We start from the raw sequence: 25,549 nt of genomic DNA on the forward strand, positions 1-25,549 counted from the left end.
TAGGCAGACCATCCGCCGTAAGTCTTCCAGCAGAGCCTCTCCTTACGATGGGCGGCTGCGTGATTACTAGGTCAACATAGGCCTATCACTTCCCAGCTGCAATTCTTCGTCACTGACCGGGAGTGCAATGCAACACCTCGACTTCTGGCGTTGGGTATGTTTCCAGTGCCTGCCTGCAGCAGGGATCGTCGCGGCGTTCGGATCCGCCGATAGGGCAGAGCTCTTGGCCCAATTCAATCCCCGGCATAAATCAAGCGGCAAGCGTCCTTCAGTTCCGCTATCATGCGACCATGACGATCGGGATCACCGGACCCGAGCGGAAGGCACCAAGGCAAAACGCCGTGGTGAGGCTCATCCTTGCGGCCTTCGTCGTCGGGATTTGCTTGATCCTGCTCAAGCTCGCAACCGATTTCCTCGTCGATTGGCTGTGGTTTTCCTCGATCGGTTATCTGCCTGTCTTTTTGACCAGCATCGGCGCCCAAGCCGTGCTGTTGTTGGCCGTTTTGACGGCAACCGCCGCCATGCTTTGGCTGAACGGATTGCTTGCCCTGCGTCTCACCCAGCGGCCGCCACAAGCCGTTGCCGCCTTCTTGTCGAAACTGGCGGGCAACGCGCCGCCCCCTGACTTGTTCGCGTACATGCGCGATCAATTGCAATGGCCCAGGGTTATCGCGGCTGGTGCGGGTTTGCTCGCCCTGCTGGTCGCGACGGCAGAAGCCGGCAACTGGAGCGTCCTGCTGCAGTATTTCTATCAAGTGCCCTATGGCATGGCCGATCCACTCTACAACAGGGACATCGGCTTCTTTCTCTTCTCGCTGCCCGCTTATATCCTCATCAAGAACTGGATGCTGCTCACCCTCGTTCTGAGCGCGCTTTTCGCCGGAACGATCTATTGGGCGCGTGGCGACATCGAATACGACATCAACCACCGATCAATATCGCCGACAGCGATTGCTCATGGTTCAGCGCTGCTCGGCTGTCTCTTGGCGGTGAAGGCTTGGTCCTATGTTCTCGACCGCTATCTGTTGCTCTATGGCGACAACGGCGTAGTTGTCGGCGCAAGTTACACCGACGTGCATGTTGGGCTGCCCGGCTTGTGGCTGATGATCGGACTTTCGATCATTGCGGCGCTTGCTGCGTGGGCGAACCTCCGGGTTCGCACCTATCGGCTTCCCGCCGTGGCGATCGTGCTCGTCGGCGTCGGCACGTTTGTGCTGTCCGGTGCCGTCCCTGTGCTGTTCCGGCAGTTCTTCGTCAAACCAAGCGAGTTGGAGCTGGAGAGGCCCTACATCGAACGCAATATCGCGCTCACGCGGCAGGCATACAATCTCGATCGGATCGCAGCCAAGCCATTTGCGGCCGAACAGAAGCTTACCCCCGAGGTACTCGAATCCAACAAGGCGACAATCGAAAATATACGGCTGTGGGACTGGCTGCCCCTGTCGGATACCTACGCGCAGCTGCAGGAAATCCGTACCTACTACAAATTCCATGATCTTGACGTTGATCGATACTGGCTCGATGGCTCCTACCAGAGCGTAATGCTCTCGGCCCGCGAACTGCGGCCTTCGTTGCTGCCATCGAACGCCCAGACATGGGTTAACCGCCATGTGCTGTTCACGCACGGCAATGGCGCGGTGATGAGCCCGGTCACACGCAAGAGCACTGAAGGACTGCCGCTGCTTTATTTGCGGGATATTCCTCCTGTCGCAGACGGCGGTCCCAAAATCCGCGAGCCGCGCATCTATTTCGGCGAACAGAGCGACGACTACGTCATCGTCAAGGGCAGCACACCGGAGTTTGACTATCCGAAAGGGAAAGACAACGCCTATGCGGCCTACGACGGCGCCGGCGGCGTTCCGATCGGGACAATGGGCAGAAGAATCCTGTTCTCCTATTATTTCAACGACCCAAATCTTGTGCTCACGAACTATATCACGATCGACAGCCGGATCATGATCCGGCGCAGTATCCAGGAACGAGTGAGCACGATCGCTCCGTTCCTCAGGCTCGATCATGATCCCTATCTAGTCATCAGCGACGGGCGGATGTTCTGGATGCAGGACGCCTACACGACGAGTTCCTATTTCCCTTCCGCGCAGCCTGTGCGGGATCTCGATCTCAACTATATTCGCAACTCGGTGAAGGTTGTCGTCGATGCGTATAACGGGATCGTCGAGTTCTATCTGATCGATTCAGGCGACCCGATTGCGGCGACCTACCAGCGCATCTTTCCGACCTTGTTCAAGCCGTTCACGGCGATGCCACCGGACTTGCAGAAGCACGTTCGATATCCGGAGGACCTGTTCCTGATTCAGGCGCGACTATATCAAGTGTACCACATGGAAGCAGCCGACGTTTTCTACAATCGCGAGGATCTATGGCAGTTTCCACGCCAGCCGGGCGGCGACGGCATCTCGACGATGACCCCTTACTATATCATCATGCGGTTACCCGGCGAAGCGCAGGCGGAGTTCTTCCTCATGCTTCCCATGGTCCCTAGCCGGCGCGACAACATGATCGCGTGGCTCGCCGCGCGCTGCGACGCGCCCGACTACGGCAAATTGATCGTCTACGAGTTCCCCAAGGAGAAGCTTGTCTACGGGCCGTTCCAGATCGAGGCGCGGATCAATCAGAATACGGAGATCTCGCAACAACTCACGCTGTGGAACCAGATGGGCTCGCGGGTGATACGCGGTGCAAACCTGCTTGTGATTCCGATCGAGAACTCGATCCTCTATGTATCGCCGCTCTATTTGCGAGCACAGCAAGGGCATCTGCCGGAGCTGAAACGTGTGATCGCAGCTTATGGCGAACATGTCGTGATGAAAGAGACGCTGGTTGAGGCCTTGTCAGCGCTGTTCTTGGAATCCGGCGCCGCGCCGGCAATCTCAAGCACTGCCGAAGAGATGCCCCTGGCCAGCCCGGCGCCAAATCAGTCACGAGAGGCGCTCGATCGTTACAATCAAGCAGTGGAGCGATTGAAGGCCGGAGATTGGAAAGGCTTCGGCACCCAGTTCAATGCGATGCGCGACCTCCTGGAGGAAATGAACCGACGCTCCGGCGGCCACTGATGCTCCGGGGATTCCTCCCATCCACAGTATCGGCTGCGGACTCGCACACGTCGTCATAGCGCCACCGCGACGCAACAGGGCCCATCTTCATCGGCCGCGGCGCGCCAATCATCACCCGGCATTCATGCGCTTTTCGGCCGAAAGGCGACGATCGATCCGGTTGCCTCTTGTTCGACCATCGCCGCCTCGATGGCCCTCGCAAGCGCGGCTTGGTCGAATGGCTTTGACAGGCGCGGCAGACTGGATCGCGCATCGCTGGGAAGGTCGGCGTATCCCGTGCTCAGGAGGATGACCGTCTCGGGGCGCTCTGCGGCGACAGCGCTGGCGAGCTGCAGTCCGGTCATGCCGGGCATCGCATAGTCGGTCACGACCAGGTCGACGGTCCGCGTGCGGCGGAGCAAGGCCAGCGCCTCATCGCCCGAGCGCGCCTCGACAACGATGTGGCCGAGATCCTCCAGCATCGCTGCGGTGTTCTCCAGCACCAGGAGGTCGTCGTCGACGACGAGCACGGAAAGCTGCCGGCTGGCCCGGGCTATCGGTGCCGGCGCCTCCGTGCGCGGCTCCGGCACCGCAGTCTCCTCGGCGATCGGCAGCCAGATGTCGGCTGTGGTGCCCTCGCCGGGACGGCTCTTCAAGACCAGCCTGCCGCCGGACTGCTCGGCAAGTCCGTGGACCATCGACAGGCCGAGCCCGGTGCCTTTGCCGACGCCCTTGGTCGTAAAGAACGGCTCCTGGGCGTGCCTGAGGGTCTCATCGTCCATGCCGCAGCCGGTGTCGCTCACCGAGAGCGCGACATAGCCACTGGTCGAAAGGCCGCTGCCGTCCTGCTCCTCGCGCGCGGCGATGGTGATCAGGCCGCCATCCGGCATCGCATCGCGCGCATTGACCGCCAGGTTGAGCACTGCCAGTTCGAGCTGGTTGGCGTCGACCGTCACTTTCGGCAGGTGCATCGGAAACAGCGTCTCGACACGAATTCCGGCCTCGAATTTCAACAATGACGCCATGCCGCGCACCAGGTCGCGGACATCGACCACCGCCGGCCTGAGGTCCTGTTTGCGCGCGAATGCGAGCATGCGCTGGGTCAGGGAGGCGCCCCGCACCGCGCCCTGCATCGCGTTCTCGACCAGGCGCTGGATCTTCGGATCGCCCGACGGCAGGCGCTTCTTCAGAAGCTCGAGGCTGCCGAGAACGGCGGCGAGCAAATTGTTGAAGTCGTGGGCGACGCCGCCGGTGAGCTGGCCGATGGTCTCCATCTTCTGCGACATCATCAGGGCTTCGCGCGCCCGATCCAGTTCCTCCTGCGCGCGCCTCCTTTCGCTGACGTCGCGCACGATCTTCGCAAAACCCGCGATGGCGCCGCTTTCGTTGCGGACCGCGACGATCGTCGCCTCTGCCCAGAACCGGCTGCCATCCTTGCGCACGCGCCAGCCCTCGATGGCGAACTTGCCATCCCGCTCGGCGTCGACGAGGGCGCGCCCGGGTGCCCCGGCCACGCAATCTTCCTCGGTATGAAAAATGCTGTAGCTTGTCCCGACGATGTCATCGCCATAGCCCATCAGCCGGCGCGCGCCGAGATTCCAGTTGCCCACCCGCCCGTCCGGATCGAGCATGAAGATCGCGTGGTCGGCGATGCCTTCCACAAGCAGGCGAAAACGTTCTTCGCTTCGCCTCAGTGTGTCGGCCTCGTATTGCGCGCGCTCCGCGGACGCCCTGTCATAGACGGCCGCCGCGATCCCGATGCTCAGGATCAGAATCGTGATGCCGGCGAGCAGGAACGCGAGCGGCGCCTGACCGACACCGAGATGGCCTGCCTCCCGGGCCGCGGCGGTCGTCGGCACGAACATGGCGCCTTGCATCGCGGCGTAGTGCATGCCGGAGATCGCAAGGCCCATCACCAGGCCGGCGAACAGCCGCTGGACCGCGTTGGTGTTGCGAAAGGCGAGCCAGAGCGCCACGACCGAGGCGCTGATTGCGATCAGGATCGAGAGCACGACCCAGCGGGACTCGTACTCTATGCTAGCCGCCATTCGCATCGCGGCCATGCCGGTGTAGTGCATGCCGGAGATGCCAAGTCCCATCGCGAAGCCGGATACGAGCAGCGCCTGTGGGCGTCGTCCGACAACGGCAAAGGCGGCAGCGGCGACGGCAATCGGAATGACCAGCGACAGCAGAGTCAGGAATGGATCGTACGAGATATCGAGTCCCGGCAGGCTGAAGGCCAGCATGCCGACGAAATGCATCGACCAGATGCCGCCGCCCATGGCGATCGCGGCGGCCAGCAGCCAGGATCGGCGGGCCCTCCCCGAAGCGGCTCGCATGCGAGTCGCCAGGTCCAATGCGGTATAGGAGGCGAGCGCCGCGATCAGGATCGATAGTGCGACCAGAACGGGATCGTGAAAAGCCGCATGGTGATGCATTTCGGCCAACGCTAGCCGAACTTGCATTCGGGTTTACGCATGAAGTCCTCCCCGACACCGAAATCGTCCTCGGCACCAAGCTAGGCGCCGCGACCGCAGGCGTCCACGACGTTCGAATCGTCCGCCATGGTGCACGCAATCCAGCCGCGCCGCCACTCCAGGATTGCGCCGCACATCGCCCCCGTCGGCGCGGGCGCCATCCGTCATGCCGGCAGCAGGCCGGCCGCGCGGTAGCTGTCGATCAGGGCGTCGTAGAGCGCAAGATCCGAGCGGCTCCGCGCAAGCAGCTGGGCGCCGACGATGGCGGCGAAGATCGCGCGTGCGCGCCCTTCGCTCTGCTCGGAACCCGCCAGCCCCGCAGCGGACAGGACCTTGCCGAGCCAGACGATATTGACGTCGGCAAAGGTATTTACCTCCTGCTTCACCGCTTCCGGCAAATCGTCATGCTCGGCCGCCATGAAGCTGTGCAGGCACATGCGGTTGCCGCTCTCGAGCGCCTTGCGGAACATGTTGGGATAACGGTGCAGGCAGCGCAGGGGATCGGAGGTTTCGGCCAGCATTGATTCGAGCGTCGCCGCGGTATCCTGCCAATAGCGCCGGGCGACCGCGGCGCCGAGATCGGCCTTGCTCGGGAAGTGATAGTGGATGCTGGCGGCCTTGATGCCGACTTCAGCGGCGAGATCGCGGAAGTTCAGGCCACCATAGCCGTGTGCCTGTGCAGTCCGCTTGGCGGCCGCCAGAATGGCTTCCCGCGCGCTGGAACTCATGTTGCCGCCTCACCGCTTCGTTATCTACCAAGTGACAGATAGGCTTTGACCGCCGGGTTTTGAAGAGTATGGTCACCTACCATGTGGCAGGTAGAGAAAGGAAACCGTCCAATGATGAAGATTTATGATTGGCCGACCGGCCCTTACCCCGCGCGCGTCCGCATCGCTCTGGCCGAGAAAAATTTGCGGCCGCGCGTTGCGTTCGTGACGGTCAACCTTCGCAAGGGCGAGCACAAGAAGCCGGAGTTTCTGACCAAGAACTACTCGGGCACGCTGCCGGTGCTCGAGCTCGAGGACGGCACCTTCATCGGCGAATGCACCGCCATCACCGAATATCTCGACGCGCTCGACGGGGCTCCCGTGCTGACCGGCAGGACCCCGCGCGAAAAGGGCGTGATCCACATGATGAGCAAGCGCGCCGAGCTGGAGCTGCTCGACGCGATCAGCGTCTATTTTCACCACGCCACACCGGGGCTCGGACCCGACGTCGAGATCTATCAGAACGCCGAGTGGGGCCTCCGCCAGCGCGACAAGGCCCTGCGCGGCATGCACTATTTCGATGGCATTCTGAGACAGCAGTCCTTCGTCGCCGGCGAGACCTTCTCGATGGCCGACATCACGGTCATCGGCGGCTTGATCTTTGCGGAGCTCCTGAAGCTGCCGGTGCCTGCGGAATGCGAGGCGCTTCAAGCCTGGTACGCAAAGATGCAGCAGCGTCCCAGCGTCAAAAACCGGGTGACGATGTCGGAGCCGGCCGAGGCGTCCGCGTGACATCAGGGCGGCGCCAACGCCAGGGCGGGATGAATTCTTGGTTGAATCGATGCGCGCCCGGAATTCGGTTCACCTCTCCCGCAGGGAGAGGTCGGATCGCATCGAAAGATGCGATCCGGGTGAGGGGCTACGGTCTCGCGGAATGCGAGCGAGGGTGGCGATCATCATGGTGCAGGGCTCGCCCCACATGAAGACTTCGTAGGCGCGGTGTCGCTTCAACATCCTCCGTCATTGCGAGCGTAGCGAAGCAATCCAGAATCTCTCCGCGGTGACGGTCTGGATTGCTTCGCTGTGCTAGGAAGAAAGTGGTCGGTTCCAGATCAGAATCCGACCAGATGTGCTGACCCATTTTCGTTTACGTCGGGTCGGCGCCTCGCCGCCGGTCCCAACTCGCAATGACGAGGGAAGTGCGAGAAGCCAGATGGCCTCACCGCCACCCCAGCGCAGGCGCGACGTGCGTCAAGATCGCTTCGATCGCATGCGCGCAGTACGCGACACCCAGCTGGTTGGGCACCGTCAGCAGCAACGTATCAGCCTCGGCGATCGCTTCGTCCTGCCGGAGCTGCTCGATCAGCACATCCGGCTCCGCCGCATAGGAGCGGCCGAAGATCGCGCGGGTGCGCGGGTCGATGAAGCCGATCTGGTCCTCGCCTCCACGCTCGCCGCCGAAATAGGCGCGGTCCCGATCGTTCATCAGCGCGAAGATGCTGCGGCTCACTGACACGCGCGGCTCGCGGGCGTGGCCGGCTTCCTTCCACGCGGCGCGATAGCTACGGATTTGCGCCGCCTGCTGCACATGAAAGGCCTCGCCGGTCTCGTCGTTCTTCAGCGTCGAGCTCTGCAAGTTCATGCCGTGCTTGGCAGCCCACACCGCCGTCGCGTTCGAGCCGGCACCCCACCAGATCCGTTCGCGCAGGCCTTCCGAATGGGGTTCGAGCCGCAGCAGACCGGGCGGATTCGGAAACATCGGCTGCGGATTGGGCTCTGCAAAACCCTCGCCGCGCAGCAGGTCGAGAAAGACCTCGGCATGGCGCCGGCCCATGTCGGCATCGCTCTGGTCCTCGGCCGGTTGATAACCGAAATAGCGCCAGCCATCGATCACCTGCTCGGGCGAGCCGCGGCTGATGCCGAGCTGGAGCCGCCCGCCGGCGATGAGATCGGCGCTGCCGGCGTCCTCCACCATGTAGAGCGGGTTCTCGTAGCGCATGTCGATCACGGCCGTGCCGATCTCGATCTTGCTGGTCTTCGCGCCGACCGCTGCCAGCAGAGGAAAGGGCGAGGCGAGCTGGCGCGCAAAATGGTGCACGCGAAAATAGGCGCCGTCCGCGCCGAGCTCTTCCGCCGCCACCGCGAGCTCGATGGATTGCAGCAGCGTGTCCGCGGCCGAACGGGTCTGCGATTGCGGCGAGGGCGTCCAGTGCCCGAAGGAGAGGAATCCGATCTTTTTCATGGGCGCAACATAGGGATGACCGGAAGAGTTTGCGATACGTCGGCCGCAGGAAAGACGGCAAGATGAGCCGCCTCCGCGGCCCTGTTTCTCAATCGCTCGGAGGCCTCAGGCTGCCCTGGCCGTGGTATAGCTGCGTTTGGTGTCCGCTGCGCTCAACCATTGTGCTTTGTGGACGTCATCGAGAGCAGCCTTCAGCGCAGCCTGATTTGTTGACCGTTTCCGACCTTTTGGTTTTTGGAGTGGCCTAGTTTCGCTCCCAGGCGTTCCGTGAGACGAACACCGCCGTCATAAATCCGTAATCCTACGGCAGTGGAGATTTCATGGCCCCAAGATTTTCACGGGGTGCGGCATTGGTGACGGGGTGAGCTTATGACGGAACGAACGCAGCGAATGTCGGAGCGGCGAGATCGCACCATAGAGGCAGCCCAAAAGGAGCTTGCCGAGTTCGAGCGCCGCGAGAACGAGTTCCGCAAGAAGGATCGTCAAGAGCGCGCGGCGGAGCTTCGGCTTCCACTGGACGACATCAAAGTCCACTGAGCGAACGTTTCATCTGATCGTCATACTACGGTCTTAGCCTATGGATGCGACGCTGATCGTCGCTCTGAGGGCTCCCCGCTTGACGGGGCTGGATCACCAGATCGGCGGGGGGCTTTCAGGCCGCCTGAGTTGGCGGTTTTGTAGCGGGCATCTGCTATTGGGCCCCTTGCTGACTCGCAGAGGCGAACTGGCCATGTCCGGATTCGAAGACAGAACGGACGCGGTATATCTCGCGGGCTCATCGATTTTACGAGTGCACGCCCTGCCGCATCCGGCTTTGCATTGATGCCCGGCTGTGTTGACGAAGCCGTGACGCCTCAAGCGTAGGCCACCCACCCGCGAAAGGTGAAGCCGGTGTAGAACAGGGTTGGGTCGGAAAAGCCGGCGTCACGCAAGATCGCTTCGTCCCGCTCCGGCGCCAGAATTGCCAGATGGTTGGTGACCGCTTCCCGTGCGGCGGCCGCCTGGTCGGGCTCGACACCGGACGCGGCCAGGAACGCGGAATATCGCGACAGCCACAGCGGGCGTTCCTCTTCGCCATCGGGGGTGCTCAAATGCGCCACCACGAAGGGGGCGCGCGGCTTGAGGCGGCGGCGGATTTCCGAGGTGATGCGGCGCCGCTCCCCGGCATCGACGAAGTGCAGGGTCAACAGGCACGTGGCGCCATCGAATGGTCCTTCAGGGGCGTCGTCGATGTACCCCTGATGAAGATGTGCGCGCGGCGCGAGCGATCCCAGCGTTTGCCTGGCAAGTCCCAGCATCGCCGCGGACGGGTCCACGCCGTCGAAGCGCCAGGTGGGATGCGCTTGCGCGAAGGCCGTCAGCTCCAGGCCGCCGCCGGCACCGAGCACGAGTATCCGTGCATCGTTACGCGCGCGCTCGCCCAGAAGAATCGCCGCCATGGACAGCATGGCGTTGTAGCCCGGAACGAACCGCGGCGGCCCGTCCGTGTATTTCGCCACGGCTTGCGGATCGGCGAACATGTCTTGAATGTTGGTCACGATGTCGTCCTTGCTGAACCGGCTCATCACACGCGATGCGCGCTCATGCCCTGAGGTTTTCGCGACCCCAGGCGCTTGCGAAAGTCGTCGCTCAGCATTTCCAGCGTCACCTCGCCGAGGCGCGACAGCAGCAGCGCCTCCGCATCGTGGAATGCCTCGTCCAGCGCTGCATTGACGGCCTGCTCGACGAGGCAGCCCGGCGCCTCCGTCCGGTTGCCCATCGCCAGCAGCGAGGGACTGCCGAGCGCGTCGTAGACGTCGCGCAGCGTCACCTTCGAAAGGTCGCAAGCCAGCGTCCAGCCGCCGCCATGCCCCTTCTCGGAGCGGACGTAACCGATCTCCCGCAGGCCCGCCATGATGCGCCGGATCACCACGGGGTTGGTGTCCATGGCCTTCGCCAGGGTCTCGGACGTGAACGGACCGGGCTGCTGCGCCATGTGCAGCAGCACGTGGAGCACGCCTGATAGTTTGCTGTCGCGTCTCATATAACTTTATATGTTACATGATGGCGCTCAAGTCAACTGGCGACAGTCCTCGCTCCAGAAGCTGTTGAAGAACTTCTAGCGCGTGAAATCGCATATACGGGGCGGTCGTTCGTACTGCGCTGGAAACGCATCTGAGGCACGAGCCCGAGAAGATAAGTCGCAGCCGGATCGAGAAGTTGCGGGGATTGCGCCCGCCTCACCCCGTATCGGCGTCCAATTTTGATCCCTTTGAACGGCGTGGTTTGGCGGTAGCGCTCGCCTCGTCGGAGCTGGCCGGGATTGCGGGAGACGTGGCGAGCGCGGGCTGCGTGATCATCGTCTCGGCTTTTGAAGCGCCAACTGTCGTTGCCGGTTTCGACGATGTCGCAATGGTGGGTCAAGCGGTCGATCGACGCGAATTCAGCCAACGTCCAGCTGTTCACGGTCATTTTTTTGTGTGTGAGGCCAACCAATTCCATCGAGCTGTTCCAACGACTCCACAGGGAATGGCAACTGCGCCTAGGTGCCCGCGCGTCAGCAATGCTCGAATGATTCAAAACAACCACCGGCTCTCGCCGCGGTACGCCGAACGGCATCACGTCTCATCCTGCTTGCCCCTGGTGTTGCGCAGCAGATTGTCGCGGAGCCTGACGACGTTCTTCTGCACGACGGAGAACTCGTCACCCAAGCCGCAGGCCTCGACCAGTGCCCCACCGAGATCGTTCTCGAGCAGGCGCCGGCCGGCTGCGGTCAGGTTCACCCTCACCTGCCGCTCGTCGGCGGGATCGCGGATGCGGCTGATATAGCCAGTCTGCTCCAGCTTCTTGAGGATCGGCGTCAGCGTGTTGGATTCCAGGAACAGCTTCTCGCCGAGTTCGCTGACGGTCTGCTCGTCCGCCTCCGACAGCGCCACCATCGCGATGTATTGAGTGTAGGTCAGTCCGACCGCGTCCAGGATCGGCTTGTAGCCGCGGCCGAAGGCCAGATTGGCCGAATAGACGGCAAAGCACAGGAAATTCGAGAGTTTTCGGCCTTTGGCCTGGGCCGTCTCTTGGGCTTTTGGGGAGCGGGTCACCGGCGCCTCCTGAGTTTGTGATGATGCGATCAATATAAATCGGACGCGATTAAATCGGAAGTGCTTGACATCGCCGTGGTCGGCAGATTATTTCAGAGCGTATCCGATTAGATCTGATGCGATCTAATCATGCATAACATACAGCGCATGTGTGCAAATGAGAACAGTTGACGCTGTCCGGCACGACGAAAGGTGAAAAGTCATGGGAAAGCTTGAGGGTAAGGTTGCAGTCATCACGGGTGGTACCTCCGGCATGGCACTTGAGACGGCGAAACTGTTCGTCGAAGAGGGGGCCTACGTGTTCATCACCGGCCGGCGGCAGGAGAAACTCGACGAGGCGGTGAAGGCGATTGGCCGCAACGTGACCGGCGTGCGCGCCGACTCCGCCAACCTGGCGGACCTCGACCGGCTCTACGAGAAGGTGAAATCCGAAAAGGGCCACATCGACATCGTCTTCGCCAGCGCCGGCAACGGAGAAGTCGGCCATCCCATCGGGTCGATGTCGGAGAAGTTGGTCGACGATACGCTCAATCTCATCGTTCGCGGTACGCTGTTCACCGTCCAAAAGGCGCTGCCCCTCATGCGCGATGGCGGCTCGATCATCCTCAACGCATCGGCTTCGCATCTCAAGGGATATCCCGGAATAAGCGTGTACGCGGCTGCCAAGGCGGCGGTCAGGTCGTTCGCGCGAAGCTGGGCGAGCGAGTTGAAGGACCGCAAAATCCGGGTGAACAGCATGAGTCCGGGAGTGATTGACTCGGGTGCCTCCGCCGCAATTCCTAAAGAGGCGAGGGACTTCTTCGTCTCGCAGGTTCCGTTGGGACGCCTCGGGGTTACTAAGGATATCGCGGCTTCGGTACTCTATCTCGCCTCGGACGACAGTAGTTACACGACGGCCATCGATCTCGTTGTCGACGGGGGCTTGGCGCACGTCTGACCCCGGCGCGGTCCCGCGGCTGTCCCTCCGGCCCGCCAGTCGCGGGACGACCATTGCGCGGAGCCTAGAGCGCCGTCGCTGCTCGTTCCCAGCCGTGCACGCAGGTCTTGATCGATTGGACGAGCAACCTGGCCAACGTTCGCTTCGCGAATTTTAGTTCTAACACGAGATCGGAGAAGCATCATGAGCTATGCGATTGTAGGATTCGGTAAGATAGGCCAGGCCCTCGCCCACGCCTTCGCCCGTAAAAACATCGACGTGACCGTCGCGAGCCGCCGCCCGCCCGAGGCGTTGGCGCCGCAGGCTCGAGCGATTGGACCCACGGTCGTCGCCAAATCGCTGCGGGATGCACTCGAGGCCGACACGATCATCTTGGCGGTCCCGTTCGGGGAGCATCGCGAGGTTGCGAAGGCCCTGCCGAGCTGGGAAGGCAAGACGGTCATCGACGCGACGAACGCGTTTGGAGTTCCCCTTGAAGAGCTGGGCGGTCTCCCGTCCTCCGCCGTCATCGCGAAGGCGTTCACCGGCGCCAAGCTCGTGAAAGGTTTCAATCACCTGGTTGCGGCCACCCTGGCTGCCGATCCGATCGTCGAGGGTGGGCACCGGGTCGTCTTTCTGTCTGGTGACGACGAGGACGCGACCGCTCCCGTGGCGGCCTTGGCCAAACAACTCGGGTTCGCACCCGTCAAGCTGGGAAAGCTCAACGAGGGTGGCGCGCTGGTGCACGCACGCGGCCGCACTTGGGGCCAGCTCATCTTCCAGGATTTGTTCAAGAAGGAGCAGTAATCGATCTACGACCGTGTGATTTGGCCCGAGAGGTACGATCCCAAAACGTCGGCCATCCATGCGCTCAATGACATCGACGTGAAGGCGCCCCTCAAGTGGTATGGAGACTGCTGGTCGACGCCGAGAACTGGTCGAGCTCTCCGGCTTAGCGAAAGGTCGCGATTGAGGTCGAGCCGTGACATGGCCGTCCGGGTTGCGATCGGAAAAGGCGGTCCCGCGACCGAGGGCCAAGCCGCAGGACCGCGTCGGGGTCAGACCTGCGACATGCCCCCGTCGACAACGAGATCGATGGCCGTCGTGAAACGACTGTCGTCCGAGGCGAGATAGAGTACCGCAGCCGCGATCTCCTGAGAAAGCCCGAAGCGTCCCAACGGAACCAGCGTGACGAAGAAGTCCGTCAACTCCTTGGCAATTCCGGCGAAGGCAGCCGTGTCGCCGATCGCTCCCGGACTAATGCTGTTCACCCGGATTTTGCGGTCCTTCAAGTCATTCGTCCAGCTTCGCGCGAACGACCTGACCGCCGCCTTGGCAGCCGCGTACAGGCTTGCTCCAGCATATCCCTTGAGGTGCGAGTTCGAGGCGTTGAGGATGATCGAGCCGCCCTCGCGCATTAGGGGCAGCGCCTTTTGGACAGTGAACAGCGTACCGCGGACGTTGAGATTGAGCGTATCGTCGACCAACTGCTCCGAGATCAACCCGATCGGCTTGTCGACTTCTCCGCCGCCGGCGCTGGCGAAGACGATGTCGATATGGCCCTTTTCGGATTTCACCTTCTCGTAGAGCCAGTCGAGGTCCGCCAGGTTGGCGGAGTCGGCGCGAACGCCGGTCACGTTGCGGCCAATCGCCTTCACCGCCTCGTCGAGTTTCTCCTGCCGCCGGCCGGTGATGAATACATAGGCCCCCTCTTCGACGAACAGTTGCGCCGTCGCAAGCGCCATGCCGGAGGTACCACCGGTAATTACCGCTACTTTTCCATTCAGCTTCGCCACGTTTCAGACCTTTCCATAATCACTCCATAGTTCGCGGAGGCACAGGCGGACAGACGTCGGTGCTTCGACACCCGAAGGTCGTCGACACGAGCAACGCGTCCGACCGTCAGCCTTCACAGAACCTGTGCGCCATCAAATGAGCCGCTCCGGATATTCCAGAAGAGCCGAAGGCGGCATTCTTTCTAGTCCGGGTTGGAATGGCCGACCGACTTTCGTAATCACCACGCTTGTAGGAGATCAGGCCTCCGAAAGGCCTGCGCCAAAGTCGCATAAGGAATGCCGCGCTTATAGGTGAGCATCCGGTAGAAAACGACGCCGGCACGGTCGCAAAAAACCTATCTCTCCCGCATTCGCCGTCTAGCCTTGCCGCCGGAAATCACGCCGCGCGTGCTGCGTTTCCATCCCGATGCACATTCGGACCGGACGTGCAGCACCCTGTCCGCGGCCGCTCTATCGCTCCATCGGTTGGTTTCCCCTTGGAAGTTGGAGCGGCTGCCGGGCGAAGGGGACGACGAATACGAACGAGTTAGGCGAGGGCTCGAACGCGCTTCGCCGCCAACGGCATGCTGAGGTGCGGCTCGTTGGCGAGAAGTTCGGCCACGAAATCGATGAAAGCGGTGACCTTGCTGCTCGGTCGACGGCCTACGGGGCGGATCGCGTGGATTGGAAAAGTCGCCAAGGAATGCTCGGCGAGGATCTGTATGACGTCTCCCGATCGCAATTCGTCTTCGAACAGCCAACTCGGTCCGAAGCAAATGCCGAGGCCCGCCTTCACGGCGACTCGTATGCTAGCGGCATCGTTCGTGCGGACCCTGGCGCTCGGCGCGAGGAGGAGACGGCCTTCCGGGGTGTCGAAGGGCCAGGAGAACTGCTGACCGTTCGAGATGAGTCCGACGACCGCGTGTTCCTTCAGTTCGTGCGGTGAAGTTGGTTCGCCATAGCGCTGGAGATAGCTGGGGCTTGCGACAGCGACCGCCCGTATCACGCCGATCTGCCGAGCGATCAGTGTCGCATCGGTCAAGTCGCCTCCGCGGATCGCGACGTCATATCCGTCCTCGCTCAGGCTCACTAGGCGCTCCGATACGTCGAGATCGATCGACACCTCGGGATAGGTCGCGAGAAACTCCGGCAAGCGCGGTACGATGAACCGGCTGGCAAGGTCCGCGAAGGCCGTCACCCGCAGACGGCCGCGGAACTGCCCTTGGCCAATGCGTATTCGCGCCGCCTCGAGGTCGGCGAGCATCCCGACGGCGAATTTGTAGAAATCCAGGCCACTTTCCGTGACGCTCATGCCTCTCGATGTCCGGCGCAAGAGCTGTACGCCGAACATCGCCTCCAGTGCGGAGACCTGTTTGCTGACCGTTGATTGCACCACGCCCTCCGCCTTCCCGGCCTTGGAAAAACTTGCGGTCTCCACCACGCGTATGAAGAGGCGCATCTGATCGAGCCGGTCCATCTACGCTTCCTTCGGCACGGGCCAGTCGGCCAGCATCCCGTCGATCATCCGACACAGATCCTTGTGTGTCGCACCGGACTGCGCGCGAATCGCGAGGTCGATCGCCGCGTCGAGATCGAACTCTCTGGGTCGTCCCATGACTCCGCTCCTCGTTTTCTACAGTAAGGATTCTACTACTAGAGCAAACGAGGCGATCCCGTAAGGCCCGCTAAGAGTGGGGGTGGCGCCATAGCGGGTGGTGATCACGAGAGTCGGTCGACCATTCCAACCCGGACTGGAAAGAATGCCGCTTTCGGCTCTTCTGGAACATCCGGAGCGGCCCATTTGATGGCGCACAGGTTCCGTGAAGGCTGAGGCCGGGGAATCAATATCAACACGGATCGGAGAAGCGTTATGAGCTATGCGATTGTAGGATTCGGTAAGATAGGCCAGGCCCTCGCCCACGCCTTCGCCCGTAAAAACATCGACGTGACCGTCGCGAGCCGCCGGCCGCCCGAGGCGTTGGCGCCGCAGGCTCGGGCGATTGGACCCACGGTCGTCGCCAAGTCGCTGCGGGATGCACTCGAGGCCGACACGATCATCCTGGCGGTCCCGTTCGGGAAGCACCGCGAGGTTGCGAAGGCCCTGCCGAGCTGGAAAGGCAAGACGGTCATCGACGCGACGAACGCGTTTGGAGTTCCCCTTGAAGAGCTGGACGGTCTCCCGTCCTCCGTCGTCGTCGCGAAGGCATTCACTGGCGCCAAGCTCGTGAAAGGTTTCAATCACCTGGTTGCGGCCACCCTGGCTGCCGATCCGATCGTCGAGGGCGGCCACCGGGTCGTCTTTCTGTCGAGCGATGACGAGGACGCGACCGCTCCCGTGGCGGCCTTGGCCAAACAACTCGGGTTCGCACCCGTCGAGCTGGGAAAGCTCAACGAGGGTGGCGCGCTGGTGCACGCACGCGGCCGCACTTGGGGCCAGCTCATCTTCCAGGATTTGTTCAAGAAGGAGCAGTAATCGATCTGCGACCGTGTGATTTGGCCCGAGAAGTAAGATCCCAAACGTCGACCATCCATGCGCTCAATGACATCGACGGGAATCCTTGACGCATTGCGGAAGATAGAGAAGCGCGGACGGCACGAGACCGCGACCCGCGCTCGCAGCACTATTGGTGCCGTATTCCGCTTTGCCATTGTAACGGGCCGCGCCGAACGGGATTCAACCGCAGACCTGCGGGGCGCGCTGATCACCCCCACCGTTACTCACCGGGCAACAATTGTGGGACCCAAGGCTGTCGGCGCGTGCGCGCGGGACGCGGCGTGAAGCTTGAGGGTATCGATACGGAGTAGCGGTAGAGGCTCGACCCATCCCATGCGCCCGACGATGCCATCCTGCGCCTGTTTTGCCCGACGGGTCAAACGGCCCGGCAAGGCACCTCGTGTAAGCCATTGATCTGGCTCATGCCGGCTACTGTGCATGGGGTTGTTTTTCGACTTTTTGTTTTGGAGGCTCAGAAGCGTCAGGCTGAACCGGATCTCATCCGGCCCGCTACTTCATCACCCGCAGGCCCTTGGTCGTGAAGCGCTGCGCCTTGTCGCCGGGGCGCACCGGCCGCCGCGTGCCGGCGGCCTTGCCGGTGCCGGGGGGCTGGTGCGCGGGGACGAGCTGGTCGGGGCGGGAGCCGATCAGATCGGTGCGGCCCATCGCTTTCAGCGCATCGCGCAGCACCGGCCAATTGTCGGGGTCGTGGTAGCGCAGGAACGCCTTGTGCAGGCGGCGCTGGCGCAGGCCCTTGATCGCCTCGACCTTGTCGCTGCCGCCGCGCCGCACGCCGCGCAGCGGATTGACGCCGGTGTGGTACATCGCGGTTGCGGTCGCCATCGGCGAGGGCAGGAAGGTCTGCACCTGATCGGCGCGATAGCGATTCTTCTTCAGCCAGAGCGCGAGGTTCATCATGTCTTCGTCGGTCGTGCCCGGATGCGCCGCGATGAAATATGGGATCAGGTAATATTTCTTGCCGGCCTGTTCGGCCGCGGCGTCGAACATCCGCTTGAACTTGTTGTAGGCGCCGATACCCGGCTTCATCATCTTGTCGAGCGGGCCGCGCTCGGTATGCTCGGGCGCGATCTTCAGGTAACCGCCGACGTGATGGGTGACGAGCTCCTTGATGTATTCGGGGCTTTCGACCGCGAGATCGTAGCGCACGCCGGAGGCGACCATCACCTTCTTGATGCCCTTGGTCTCGCGCACCTTGCGATAGAGCCGGATCAGATCGTCATGCGAGGTGTTGAGGTTTGGGCAGATCTCGGGGAAGACGCAGGACGGCCGCCGGCACGCCGCCTCGACCTTCGGATCCTTGCACGCCATCCGGTACATGTTGGCGGTGGGACCGCCGATGTCGGAGATCACGCCGGTGAAGCCCGGGGTCTTGTCGCGGATCTTTTCGATCTCGCGCAGGATCGACCCCTCCGAGCGGTTCTGGATGATGCGGCCTTCGTGCTCGGTAATCGAGCAGAAGGTGCAGCCGCCAAAACAGCCGCGCATGATCGTCACCGAGAATTTGATCATGTCCCAGGCGGGGATTTTTGCTTCGCCATAGGACGGATGCGGCGCGCGCGCATAGGGCAGGTCGTAGACCGCGTCCATCTCGTCGGTGCTGAGCGGGATCGGCGGCGGGTTGAGCCACAGGTCGCGGTCGCCGTGCCGCTGCACCAGCGGCCGCGCATTGCCGGGATTGCTCTCCCGGTGCAGCACGCGTGAGGCGCGTGCATAGGCTTCGCGATCCTGCTCGACCTGGTCCAGCGCCGGCAGCCGGATCACGGTGGCTCCGGCCTGGCGCGCCGCACCCTCGTCGGCGGAATCGAGATCGTCGGCGTGCAGCTCCGAATAATCCTCGGGCACGCGGCGGAACAGCGCGACGCCCCTGATGTCGTCGAGCTCGCGCGGCGCTTGCCCGGCGGCAAGCCGGTTCGCCACCTCGACGACCGCGCGCTCGGCATTGCCGTAGAGCAGCAGGTCGGCCTTGGCGTCGGCCAGCACCGAGCGGCGCACCTTGTCGGACCAATAGTCGTAATGCGCGATCCGGCGCAGCGACGCCTCGATGCCGCCGAGCACGACCGGCACGTCTTTGAACGCCTCGCGGCAGCGCTGGGCATAGACGATGGTGCAGCGGTCCGGCCGCTTGCCGCCTTCGCCGCCCGCCGTATAGGCGTCGTCATGACGCAAGCGGCGGTCCGCCGTGTAGCGGTTCACCATGGAGTCCATGTTGCCGCCGGTGACGCCGAAGAACACCTTTGGCTTGCCAAGCGCTCTGAACGGCTCGGCCGAATGCCAGTCGGGCTGGGAGATGATGCCGACCCTGAAGCCTTGCGCCTCCAGCAGCCGGCCGATGATGGCCATGCCGAAGCTGGGATGGTCGACATAGGCATCGCCGGTCACAAGCACGATGTCGCAGGCATCCCAGCCCAGCGCGTCCATCTCGGCGCGGCTCATGGGGAGGAACGGCGCGGGTTTGCGCGCACGGTCAGGAGACCGCGACATCAGGGGCTTTTCGGCGATGGCAGGGGTGTTCATGGCGCCTACGCATAAGCCTGCGGGCCCGCGAAGACAACCAACGATGTGCTGCGCGAGCGGGTCGCGGTTCCCGGTGGCGCGAATGAAGCTCTGCATGCTGTGCGCGCCGCTGGCAGTGTTCTCGGTCTCCCTCACCTGCACGCATGTTGCAGCGATGCAACTCGCCGGCGCCATCGCGACGCGTTAGGCGCAGCACACGGAACCAAAGGGCTCCGCGAACATTCAGGTCGAGGGATCGACGCGCCGGCCCGGTTCGCGCGCGTCCGCAATCACGGCGCTCGCGCCCACCATGGCGATGGTTGCGTCGCGCCGCCTCGGTCGATGGGGGAGCTGTGAGTACAGTCATAGAGAATTTGCTGTCGCGGAAGCAGCAGCTGGTGGAACAGCTCGAAAGGACGCAGTCGCTCGAGGAGCGCGACAGGATCGAGCAACAGCTCGAACAGATCAACACCGCACTGGATTTTCTGGACAGGCCGGGACCGAGCGACGCGCAGTAGCGGCCGCTCAATCCATCTTCAGCGCCTCCATTTTCAAGGCTTTGGCATAGGTCACGCCGGAATTGGTGATGTGCGTCGTCATCAGCTGTTCGAACGCCGCAAACTCGCCGCGGCCCAACAGATCGAGCAGCTTGCGATGCTCGTCGAACGACGTGCGGGTGCGCACGTCGATCGGCGAGGTCAGGTTGGTGCGCAGCGCGGCGACGCGGCCCGAGACGAGCTGGTAGGATTCGACGAGATAGCGGTTGCCGCAATGCGCGAACAGCGCTTCGTGAAAGGCGGCGTCGGCGCGGCCGTATGCGATATTGTCCTTGGCCGCGACCGCCGGCTCCATCGCCGCAATCGCGGCGCTCATCGTCGCCACCGCGCCGTCGCGGTCGTGACGGAACGCGAGCTCGGCGGCCTTGGGCTCGAGCGCGATCCTGAAGGTGCAGAGCGCGTTGATGTCCTCGGCGCTCGGGGTGAACACGAAGCTGCCGACTTGCGGCCTGATCACCACGAGCCCTTGCGCCTGCAACTGTCCCATCGCCTCGCGCACCGGCGTGCGGCTGACGCCGAGGGAATTGGCCACCATCTCCTCGGAGATGTCGGCGCCGAGCGCGAACTCGCCGTCGATGATCGCCTGGCGCAGCCGCTGCATCACCCGCTGCGACAGCGATTTCGGCGTATCGAGCTTGAGCGATCTCATCGGCTATCCCTGGGTCAGATCACCTTGCCGGGGTTGAGCAGATGATCGGGATCAAGCGCGGCCTTCAGCGTCCGCATCAGCGCGATCTCGGCTTCGCTGCGGGCATGCCCCAGCCATTTCTTCTTCAGCGTGCCGATGCCGTGTTCGGCGGAGATGCTGCCGCCCATCTCACGCACGAGGCCGTAGACGATCGTGTCCATCTCTTCCTTCGGCTGTTGCTCGACCGAGAGACCGGTGACCCAGGAGACGAGGTGGAGGTTGCCGTCGCCGATATGGCCGTAATAGACGCTCTCGCATCCCTTGATGCCATCGGCGAGCGCCGCCTTGCAGCGCGTGACGAACGCGTCCATCCGCGCCACCGCAAGCCCGATGTCGTAGGAGACGTGCGGCCCCAGCACCTGACCGAATTCGGCGCAGATGTCGCGCACGCGCCAGAATCCTTGCGTCTGCGCCAGCGATTGCGCCACCGCAGCGTCCACGAGCAGACCGCGCTCCACCAACTCTTCGAGCCAGCTCTGGAAGCGCGGCGCATCCAGGCTCTCGTCGGTGCCCTGCGCCTCCACCAGCACGTAGAGACCGTGGCCGGCGGCCACCGGCGGCTTGACCCCGGCGCGCGCCGTGATCACGTGCCAATAGTCCGGCCACATCACCTCGAACGCCGACAGCAGCGGACCGAGCCCGCTGCGTGCCGCATCGAGCAATGCGATCACCGCGGCATAGTCCTTCAGCGCGCACAGCGCGGCCATGGTCGAGCGCGGTTTTGGAAACAGCCGTAGCACCACGCGGGTGATGATGCCAAGCGTGCCTTCCGAGCCGATGAAGAGATGCTTCAAATCGTAGCCGGCATTGTTCTTCATCAGCTTGTTGAGACTGGTGATGATGGTGCCGTCGGGCAGCACCACCTCTAGGCCGAGCACCAGCTCGCGCGTCATGCCGTAGCGGATCACGCGGTTGCCGCCGGCATTGGTCGAGAGGTTGCCGCCGATAGCGCAGGAGCCGCGCGAGCCGAGATCGAGCGGAAAGAAGAATCCGGCCTCGTCGGCGGCCTTCTGGATCGTCTCCAGCGGCGTGCCGGCCTTCACCGTCATCGTTGCCGAGGCGCGATCGATCTCCTCGATGCCGGTCATGCGTTCGAGCGAGATTGCGACCCAGCCTGGTTCCGGCGAGGCGCCGCGGCAGAGTCCGGTCAATCCGCCCTGCGGCACGAAGGGCAGCCGCGCCTTGCGGCATGTCAGAATCGCGTCGGCGACGCCTTGTGCGTCGAGCGGACGGATCACGGCGAGCGGCGTCTGCGGCAGGCTCGCGCTCCAGTCGTTGCAATTGCGTGCGGGCACGTCGCTGCCCGTCAGCACGGCGGCGGCTCCGAGCTTTTCGCGCAGAGCGCCGAGCAATCGGTCGGAATGTTCGACGGGGGTCGCCATGTCCATCCGAGACCTCATCAAGATCGGGAAGCGCCCAACGGCGCCCATGCGGCAAGGGAATTGCGCCCGCCTTGTATGTAAGGTACAAGACCAAAAGTAAAGCAAAAACAAGGCTCCAGCAGGCTCTGAAGATCGTTACGGATCAGAGGCTTAGTCCGAGCCGCAGCAATGGGTGGTGTGATGACGGAGGCAATTCGCGGGTTCTGGGTGGCGTCGGCGACGCCGCTTGCGCCGGACGGCAGCGTGGACACCGCCAGGCTCGCCGGCCACGCCAAGCAGCTCTTCAGCAAAGCCGTCGACGGCGTCGTGCTGTTCGGCACCACCGGCGAGGGCACCTCGTTCAATGTCGCCGAGCGCGTCGCGACCATCGAGGCCGTGCTCAAGGCCGGCGTCCCCGCGGAGCGCATCGGAATCGGCGGCGGCTTTCCCGCTATCAGCGACAGCATCGCGCTGACCCGCGCCGTGCTCGGTCTCGGCCTGCGCCACGTGCTGTACCTGCCGCCCTACTTCGACCGCAGCGTTACGCCTGAGGGCATCGAGGATGCTTTCGCCGCGATCATCGACGGCGCTGCCGACGAACGCCTGCGCGCTTCGCTCTATCACATCCCGCAGGTCTCGGGCGTTGCGATTCCGATCAGCGTCGCCGCGAATTTGCGCAAGCGCTATGGCAAGCTGATCGCAGGGTTGAAGGACTCCAGCGGCGACTTCAAGCAGTTCCAGGCGTTCCGCGCCGCCGCTCCCGAGCTCGCCATCACCGTTGGCAATGAAACCGACATCGCCCGCGCTATTGCCGCCGGCGGGGCTGGCACGATCTGCGGCATGGCCAATATCGCGCCGGAGCTGGTCAAGGCGATGATCGACGGCAAGGATGTCGAAGCGCGCATGCAGGCCGCGGTCGACATCGTGGTGAAGACGCCATCCTTCCTCGCGACACTCAAGGCCATTCTCGCGGCGCAGACCGGCGATGCCGCCTGGCTGCGCGTGCGTCCGCCGCTGCGTGCCCTGTCTGACGGCACCGCGCTCAAGCGCAAGCTCGACGAGTTGGTGGCTCTCGCCAACGTGTGAAATCGTACAACGCCGCGCCGCGCGGCCGCGAATTCGCGCGGAGGGTGTCACGGTTCCCACGACATCAATCGGTGATTGCCGTTTTGCGCTCATCTGCGCCTAGAACGATTCAACACTAGAGCGATTCAAACCCGTCTACGGTTCTCTTGATCCGCTGTGGCTGTTACAGGCGCACACTTCAATACTGCGTCTGACTTGAAGTGGATCGAAAGTGCGTGCCAATGCTGATGGTCAGCGCGTAAGCGGCCATCGAAACCGCGCCGGCAAGAGCCGTGCGCGTCTTCTCATCGGTGCAGCCGTGCTGCTCGCCGAATGCCCCTCCAACACGCCGACTGCGCAGGCGCAATCGGCCTTGCCGCCGGTGACCGTGGATGCGCCGAAGCAGCGGCCGAAGCCGGCGCGCGCATCGGAGCAGTCCCAACACCGTGCGCAAACGGCAGCACGCCAGCGCGGCCGCAATGCCGCCACCCCGGTCGCACCGACGCTGTCGGAACGCGCTGCGGCTGAAGCCGCCGCGCAACAAGCGGCCAAGCTCGGCTATCGCGCGATGCCAAGCGCGACCACGCTGCGCAGCGGCGCCTCGCCACTGGACACTTCGCAGGCCGTCAACGTCGTCCCGGCGCAAGTGTTGAAGGACCAACTGCCGCGCAACATCGACGATGCGCTGGTCAACATCAGCGGGATCACTCAGACCAACACGCTGGCCGGCACCCAGGACGCCGTGATCCGCCGCGGCTTCGGCGACAACCGCGACGGCTCCATCATGCGCAACGGCATGCCGCTGGTGCAGGGGCGCAGCCTGAACGCCGCGGTGGAGAGCGTCGAGGTGCTGAAGGGACCGGCGTCGCTGCTCTACGGCATCATGGATCCCGGCGGCATCGTCAACACCATCAGCAAGCGTCCCGAGCTCTACCAGCACGGCTCGATCACCTTGCTCGGCTCGACCTTCGCGAACAACCGCAGCGGCGCTGACGGCACGCTCGACATCACCGGTCCGATCGGCGACGGCGGTCTCGCCTATCGCTTCGTCGGCTACGGCGTCAGCGAGGACTATTGGCGCAATTTCGGCCGCCACAGGGAAATGCTGGTCAACCCGTCGCTTGCCTGGTACGGCGACACCACGACGGTCCAGCTCACCTATGAACATCGTGAGTTCATCTATCCGTTCGATCGCGGCACAGCCTTCGTCAAGGGCGCACCGCTGGCGATCCCGGCGACGCGCCGGCTCGACGAGCCCTTCAACAACATGTGGGGCACGTCCGACCTGATGCAGGCCTCGGTCGAGCAGAAGCTCAGCGACAATTGGAAGGTTACCGCGGCCTACAGCTACAACACCGAGACCTATAGCGCCAATCAGCTGCGCATCACCGGCGTCAACACGACGACCGGCGTTGAGACCCGCAGCAATGACGGCACCCATAACTCGCTGAGCAACGCCAGTTACGGCACTTCGTACCTGCAGGGTGACGTCTGGGTGGGCGGTTTCCGCAACGAGATCCTGTTCGGAGGCGAGGCGTTGTATCGCACGATCGATCGCCGCGACCTGATTCGTCAGGCGACCCCGAGCTTCAATTTCTACAACCCGGTGTACGGACTGATCTCGCCGGGTACGGCTGTTTCGCCAGTCGACAGCGAACAGACCGATAAGCTCGGCACCCGCGGCTTCTTCGCCCAGGACACGTTCCACCTGACCAATTGGCTGTCTGTGGTCGGAGGCGTGCGCTGGATGGAGTACGAGCAGCTCGCCGGAAAAGGCCGGCCCATCTTCGTCACGAACACCAATCTGTCAGGCGATAAGGTGCTGCCGCTCGGCGGCGTCATCTTCAAGCTGAACGATCAGCTCTCGTATTACGTGAGCTATACACAGTCGCTGAAGCCGACCTCGACTATCGCGGCGTTCACCAGCGGTTTTGTTGTCGATTCCACCATTGCGCCCGAGGAGGGAACGCAGTGGGAGACCGGGCTCAAGTTCGACGTCAACAAGCGGCTGTCGGGCACTTTGGCGCTCTACGATATCGATAAGAGGAACGTGCTGGTGCTGGACGATCTCGGCAACGGCAAGTCGACAGGTCGCACGTCCGGCGCGGCCCGGTCGCGCGGCGTCGAATTGGACGTGACCGGCAAGCTGACCGATCAATGGAGCATGATCGGAAGTTATGGCTATACCGACGCACGCTTGATCAACGATCCCGTTGTCGGTAACGCCAAGCTCCTCAACGCCGCAATGAACACGGCCTCGCTTTATCTCGTCTACGATTTCGGCGATGCGCTTCCCGGACGTTTGCGGCTCGGCGGCGGTGCGCACTATGCCGGCGACCGGCCAGGCGACTCCGCCAACACATTCTTTCTGCCGGCGTACACCGTCGCAGACGTCTTTGCGACCTACGACACCAAAGTCGACAATCTGCCGGTGACCTATCAGTTCAACGTCAAGAACCTGTTCGACAAGCTCTACTATACGTCCACCACCGGGAACGCGTTAAACGTTGCGATCGGCGATGCCCGACGCTTCTCGCTCTCCGCGACGGTGAAGTTCTAACGATGCAGACACCGCGCAAAAGCACGGGTTTTCTGATCGTGCCGATCAGGAGGATCGGCGCCG

21 protein-coding genes and 1 pseudogene are annotated in these 25,549 nt (G+C 63.1%); 9 read left to right on the forward strand and 13 right to left on the reverse strand.

The window, feature by feature from the left end; all coding sequences use genetic code 11:
- Nucleotides 1–290: 290 nt before the first annotated feature.
- Complete coding sequence (locus GWG65_RS29960) at nucleotides 291–3,074, forward strand: UPF0182 family protein (RefSeq protein WP_275199101.1); 2,784 nt, start codon at nucleotides 291–293, stop codon at nucleotides 3,072–3,074.
- Between the two features lie 122 nt (nucleotides 3,075–3,196).
- On the opposite strand, the gene GWG65_RS29965 is transcribed toward GWG65_RS29960, so the two are convergent.
- Nucleotides 3,197–5,491 carry an MHYT domain-containing protein gene (locus tag GWG65_RS29965; RefSeq protein WP_275199131.1) on the reverse strand — a complete coding sequence of 765 codons (2,295 nt, stop codon included), beginning with the start codon at nucleotides 5,489–5,491 and terminating at the stop codon, nucleotides 3,197–3,199.
- A gap of 203 nt (nucleotides 5,492–5,694) precedes the next feature.
- Entirely contained in the window at nucleotides 5,695–6,258 is a 564-nt protein-coding gene (locus tag GWG65_RS29970) for a TetR/AcrR family transcriptional regulator (RefSeq protein WP_275199102.1), read from the reverse strand.
- Nucleotides 6,259–6,372: 114 nt separating this feature from the next.
- Between GWG65_RS29970 and GWG65_RS29975 the strand changes: the two genes are divergently transcribed.
- Entirely contained in the window at nucleotides 6,373–7,029 is a 657-nt protein-coding gene (locus GWG65_RS29975) for a glutathione S-transferase (protein ID WP_275199132.1), read from the forward strand.
- A gap of 427 nt (nucleotides 7,030–7,456) precedes the next feature.
- Here the strand turns inward: GWG65_RS29975 and GWG65_RS29980 are convergent, their stop codons facing one another.
- The gene (locus GWG65_RS29980; protein WP_275199103.1) at nucleotides 7,457–8,479 is read right to left on the reverse strand and encodes an LLM class flavin-dependent oxidoreductase; all 1,023 of its coding nucleotides are present in this window, start codon (nucleotides 8,477–8,479) and stop codon (nucleotides 7,457–7,459) included.
- Between the two features lie 390 nt (nucleotides 8,480–8,869).
- Here GWG65_RS29980 and GWG65_RS29985 point away from each other — a divergent pair, with 390 nt between their 5' ends.
- Nucleotides 8,870–9,016, forward strand: coding sequence for a hypothetical protein (locus tag GWG65_RS29985; protein WP_275199134.1), 147 nt, complete (start codon nucleotides 8,870–8,872; stop codon nucleotides 9,014–9,016).
- 317 nt (nucleotides 9,017–9,333) lie between these two features.
- Here the strand turns inward: GWG65_RS29985 and GWG65_RS29990 are convergent, their stop codons facing one another.
- The 4 genes and pseudogenes from GWG65_RS29990 to GWG65_RS30005 form a co-directional block, all read right to left on the reverse strand.
- Complete coding sequence (locus tag GWG65_RS29990) at nucleotides 9,334–10,044, reverse strand: class I SAM-dependent methyltransferase (RefSeq protein ID WP_275199104.1); 711 nt, start codon at nucleotides 10,042–10,044, stop codon at nucleotides 9,334–9,336.
- Nucleotides 10,044–10,502: an Rrf2 family transcriptional regulator gene (locus GWG65_RS29995; protein ID WP_275199105.1), complete on the reverse strand. Its 459-nt coding sequence runs from the start codon at nucleotides 10,500–10,502 to the stop codon at nucleotides 10,044–10,046. Before GWG65_RS29995 ends, GWG65_RS29990 begins: the two co-directional genes overlap by 1 nt.
- A 196-nt stretch (nucleotides 10,503–10,698) precedes the next feature.
- Nucleotides 10,699–10,897 (reverse strand): annotated as a pseudogene (locus GWG65_RS40500) (IS21-like element helper ATPase IstB); the annotation flags it as partial.
- A gap of 179 nt (nucleotides 10,898–11,076) precedes the next feature.
- A complete protein-coding gene (locus tag GWG65_RS30005; RefSeq protein WP_275199106.1) occupies nucleotides 11,077–11,556 on the reverse strand; it encodes a MarR family transcriptional regulator in 480 nt (159 codons plus the stop codon).
- Between the two features lie 202 nt (nucleotides 11,557–11,758).
- Between GWG65_RS30005 and GWG65_RS30010 the strand changes: the two genes are divergently transcribed.
- Nucleotides 11,759–12,493: an SDR family oxidoreductase gene (locus tag GWG65_RS30010; protein ID WP_275199107.1), complete on the forward strand. Its 735-nt coding sequence runs from the start codon at nucleotides 11,759–11,761 to the stop codon at nucleotides 12,491–12,493.
- Between the two features lie 183 nt (nucleotides 12,494–12,676).
- Nucleotides 12,677–13,279 carry an NADPH-dependent F420 reductase gene (locus GWG65_RS30015; protein WP_275199108.1) on the forward strand — a complete coding sequence of 201 codons (603 nt, stop codon included), beginning with the start codon at nucleotides 12,677–12,679 and terminating at the stop codon, nucleotides 13,277–13,279.
- Nucleotides 13,280–13,530: 251 nt separating this feature from the next.
- Here the strand turns inward: GWG65_RS30015 and GWG65_RS30020 are convergent, their stop codons facing one another.
- The 3 genes from GWG65_RS30020 to GWG65_RS30030 all read right to left on the reverse strand — a co-directional run bounded on the left by GWG65_RS30020 (nucleotide 13,531) and on the right by GWG65_RS30030 (nucleotide 15,862).
- Nucleotides 13,531–14,268, reverse strand: a complete 738-nt coding sequence (locus GWG65_RS30020) for an SDR family oxidoreductase (RefSeq protein ID WP_275199109.1) — start codon at nucleotides 14,266–14,268, stop codon at nucleotides 13,531–13,533.
- A 526-nt stretch (nucleotides 14,269–14,794) separates the two neighbouring features.
- The gene (locus GWG65_RS30025) at nucleotides 14,795–15,724 is read right to left on the reverse strand and encodes a LysR family transcriptional regulator (RefSeq protein WP_275199110.1); all 930 of its coding nucleotides are present in this window, start codon (nucleotides 15,722–15,724) and stop codon (nucleotides 14,795–14,797) included.
- Complete coding sequence (locus GWG65_RS30030; protein WP_275199111.1) at nucleotides 15,725–15,862, reverse strand: hypothetical protein; 138 nt, start codon at nucleotides 15,860–15,862, stop codon at nucleotides 15,725–15,727.
- Nucleotides 15,863–16,093: 231 nt separating this feature from the next.
- Here GWG65_RS30030 and GWG65_RS30035 point away from each other — a divergent pair, with 231 nt between their 5' ends.
- Complete coding sequence (locus GWG65_RS30035; protein ID WP_275199133.1) at nucleotides 16,094–16,720, forward strand: NADPH-dependent F420 reductase; 627 nt, start codon at nucleotides 16,094–16,096, stop codon at nucleotides 16,718–16,720.
- 531 nt (nucleotides 16,721–17,251) lie between these two features.
- Here the strand turns inward: GWG65_RS30035 and GWG65_RS30045 are convergent.
- Nucleotides 17,252–19,276, reverse strand: coding sequence for a YgiQ family radical SAM protein (locus GWG65_RS30045; RefSeq protein WP_275199112.1), 2,025 nt, complete (start codon nucleotides 19,274–19,276; stop codon nucleotides 17,252–17,254).
- A gap of 332 nt (nucleotides 19,277–19,608) precedes the next feature.
- Here GWG65_RS30045 and GWG65_RS30050 point away from each other — a divergent pair, with 332 nt between their 5' ends.
- Nucleotides 19,609–19,773 carry a hypothetical protein gene (locus GWG65_RS30050; RefSeq protein WP_275199113.1) on the forward strand — a complete coding sequence of 55 codons (165 nt, stop codon included), beginning with the start codon at nucleotides 19,609–19,611 and terminating at the stop codon, nucleotides 19,771–19,773.
- Between the two features lie 7 nt (nucleotides 19,774–19,780).
- Here GWG65_RS30050 and GWG65_RS30055 read toward each other — a convergent pair whose 3' ends face one another.
- Nucleotides 19,781–20,461: a GntR family transcriptional regulator gene (locus GWG65_RS30055; RefSeq protein WP_275199114.1), complete on the reverse strand. Its 681-nt coding sequence runs from the start codon at nucleotides 20,459–20,461 to the stop codon at nucleotides 19,781–19,783.
- A 14-nt stretch (nucleotides 20,462–20,475) separates the two neighbouring features.
- Entirely contained in the window at nucleotides 20,476–21,888 is a 1,413-nt protein-coding gene (locus GWG65_RS30060; RefSeq protein WP_275199115.1) for an FAD-binding oxidoreductase, read from the reverse strand.
- Between the two features lie 174 nt (nucleotides 21,889–22,062).
- On the opposite strand from GWG65_RS30060, the gene GWG65_RS30065 reads away from it, so the two are divergent.
- Complete coding sequence (locus GWG65_RS30065; RefSeq protein ID WP_275199116.1) at nucleotides 22,063–22,947, forward strand: dihydrodipicolinate synthase family protein; 885 nt, start codon at nucleotides 22,063–22,065, stop codon at nucleotides 22,945–22,947.
- A 211-nt stretch (nucleotides 22,948–23,158) separates the two neighbouring features.
- Complete coding sequence (locus GWG65_RS30070; protein WP_275199117.1) at nucleotides 23,159–25,486, forward strand: TonB-dependent siderophore receptor; 2,328 nt, start codon at nucleotides 23,159–23,161, stop codon at nucleotides 25,484–25,486.
- Nucleotides 25,487–25,549 lie beyond the last annotated feature (63 nt).

Source organism: Bradyrhizobium sp. CSA207 (genome assembly GCF_029051685.1).
Taxonomy (GTDB): domain Bacteria; phylum Pseudomonadota; class Alphaproteobacteria; order Rhizobiales; family Xanthobacteraceae; genus Bradyrhizobium.

Coding starts and splice junctions, on each gene's coding strand:
- GWG65_RS29960 (WP_275199101.1), top strand. CDS start 291: ATGACGATCGGGATCACCGGACCCGAGCGGAAGGCACCAAGGCAAAAC.
- GWG65_RS29965 (WP_275199131.1), bottom strand. CDS start 5,491: ATGCATCACCATGCGGCTTTTCACGATCCCGTTCTGGTCGCACTATCG.
- GWG65_RS29970 (WP_275199102.1), bottom strand. CDS start 6,258: ATGAGTTCCAGCGCGCGGGAAGCCATTCTGGCGGCCGCCAAGCGGACT.
- GWG65_RS29975 (WP_275199132.1), top strand. CDS start 6,373: ATGAAGATTTATGATTGGCCGACCGGCCCTTACCCCGCGCGCGTCCGC.
- GWG65_RS29980 (WP_275199103.1), bottom strand. CDS start 8,479: ATGAAAAAGATCGGATTCCTCTCCTTCGGGCACTGGACGCCCTCGCCG.
- GWG65_RS29985 (WP_275199134.1), top strand. CDS start 8,870: ATGTCGGAGCGGCGAGATCGCACCATAGAGGCAGCCCAAAAGGAGCTT.
- GWG65_RS29990 (WP_275199104.1), bottom strand. CDS start 10,044: ATGAGCCGGTTCAGCAAGGACGACATCGTGACCAACATTCAAGACATG.
- GWG65_RS29995 (WP_275199105.1), bottom strand. CDS start 10,502: ATGAGACGCGACAGCAAACTATCAGGCGTGCTCCACGTGCTGCTGCAC.
- GWG65_RS30010 (WP_275199107.1), top strand. CDS start 11,759: ATGGGAAAGCTTGAGGGTAAGGTTGCAGTCATCACGGGTGGTACCTCC.
- GWG65_RS30015 (WP_275199108.1), top strand. CDS start 12,677: ATGAGCTATGCGATTGTAGGATTCGGTAAGATAGGCCAGGCCCTCGCC.
- GWG65_RS30025 (WP_275199110.1), bottom strand. CDS start 15,724: ATGGACCGGCTCGATCAGATGCGCCTCTTCATACGCGTGGTGGAGACC.
- GWG65_RS30030 (WP_275199111.1), bottom strand. CDS start 15,862: ATGGGACGACCCAGAGAGTTCGATCTCGACGCGGCGATCGACCTCGCG.
- GWG65_RS30045 (WP_275199112.1), bottom strand. CDS start 19,276: ATGAACACCCCTGCCATCGCCGAAAAGCCCCTGATGTCGCGGTCTCCT.
- GWG65_RS30055 (WP_275199114.1), bottom strand. CDS start 20,461: ATGAGATCGCTCAAGCTCGATACGCCGAAATCGCTGTCGCAGCGGGTG.
- GWG65_RS30060 (WP_275199115.1), bottom strand. CDS start 21,888: ATGGACATGGCGACCCCCGTCGAACATTCCGACCGATTGCTCGGCGCT.
- GWG65_RS30065 (WP_275199116.1), top strand. CDS start 22,063: ATGACGGAGGCAATTCGCGGGTTCTGGGTGGCGTCGGCGACGCCGCTT.